Below are 1,402 nucleotides of genomic sequence, written 5' to 3' on the forward strand. Positions count from 1 at the left end.
AATTGCAAGGTGGTAGCTTCAAGCAAGGCTTTATCAGCGGTGTCATTGGTAAGCTTGGTGGAGGAATTGTTCATGCCAATGTTCAAACGCAGACTCTTCAAGCTGGAGGTATGATTATCGTGTCAGGTATAGCGGCCGCAGCAAGTGGTGCCAACAGCCGAGATGCAGTGATGCGTTCTGCTGTTAGTGTGATTACTGTTTATCTCTATAACGACATTGCACGTATGCAAGAAATGAATCGACGTTCTGGTCCTACTACAGCAAGGGATATTATGCATGGTGTCTCAAATATTGGCTTTGCCAGCGATAAGATCGCAACGGGATGCTTGCTAACAGCAAATATACCTTGTGCTACATTTTTCGGTGGGATATCACTTGGAGCAACGAGTGGGAAGTATGCCTACGACCTTTATAACGAGTCTGCCACAATGACTCAATCGGCAGACTTAGCAAATGATGTAGGCTCATTAATTTTGAACGATTTGGCTATCGAAGCACTTCCGGTACAACTTGAATTGCCCGTTATGATAGGGTTTGACGCATATGGAAAAGTTAGTGATTTTCTATTTCAAGAAGCGATGCTAAATGATCATGCAGAGGATTAAAGTGTGAAAAATGCTTTTCAAATAAAAGGTATTTACCCTAAGTTACTATTAATGATGATGTCTGGTGCAGCAATTCCATTAGTATCAATCTTTATAAAAGATGGGCGGTATGATGTGTTAATTATTGCGATACTTTGTCTATTTGGTTTTATGCAGAAATACTCACGTTTAATGTTTAAGACTGACCATGGGTATAGGGGGCGTGTTATAAAAATATTAGTAATCTCTGCGGTAGGTTGTATTTTTATACCCGAGTTTATTGTACTAGTGATCGCGTTGCCTTGCATGCTTTATGTGTCGCTGATGGGGTTGGAAAGCTATGCATCTAACATTATTGATAGGTAGGTGAACTCATCAATTACTCGATGCCACTTGAATTAATTTCAAGTGGCTTTTAGAAGGGTCTTATTTATGGGGTTAAATTTGAATACTTTTATTACTTTGAATGTAGTGTGTTTATATTCGCCATCATGCTCTCACGTTGTTTGTTTATTTAACTAATATATAGGTGAATTTATGAAGCTATATTATGTGTTAGCCTCATTGCTACTTGCGGGCTGTGGTGGCGGAGATAGTGGTAGTTCTTCCACTTCAAACACAGACTTAAATGTCACTCGTTACAGCAGTGATTATGCTGCGTCTGATTTACAGGCCCTTTTCACATTATCAGCTACAAGCTCATCCGATGCTGAGGTTACAGGATATATTCTTGATGACAGTGATCTTTTTGTAACGTTGTCTGGCAGTGATGAGTTAATGGTGACGGTGGACAATATACCTCAACACTTGAAGCTAAC

At 39.8% G+C, this 1,402-nt stretch carries 3 protein-coding genes; all 3 read left to right on the forward strand.

All coding sequences use genetic code 11. The features are described from left to right. A partial coding sequence (locus QTN95_RS20645) for a hypothetical protein (protein WP_331418847.1) occupies nucleotides 1-605 on the forward strand: 605 nt, incomplete at its 5' end. Between the two features lie 3 nt (nucleotides 606-608). Continuing rightward, nucleotides 609-950 (forward strand): hypothetical protein, encoded by a 342-nt coding sequence (locus QTN95_RS20650; protein WP_331418848.1) that lies wholly within the window; start codon nucleotides 609-611, stop codon nucleotides 948-950. A gap of 171 nt (nucleotides 951-1,121) precedes the next feature. Next, nucleotides 1,122-1,402 (forward strand): hypothetical protein (locus QTN95_RS20655; RefSeq protein ID WP_331418850.1); only part of this gene is annotated, 281 nt, incomplete at its 3' end.

The sequence above is a fragment of the Vibrio sp. M260112 genome (assembly GCF_036533775.1).
Lineage (GTDB): Bacteria > Pseudomonadota > Gammaproteobacteria > Enterobacterales > Vibrionaceae > Vibrio.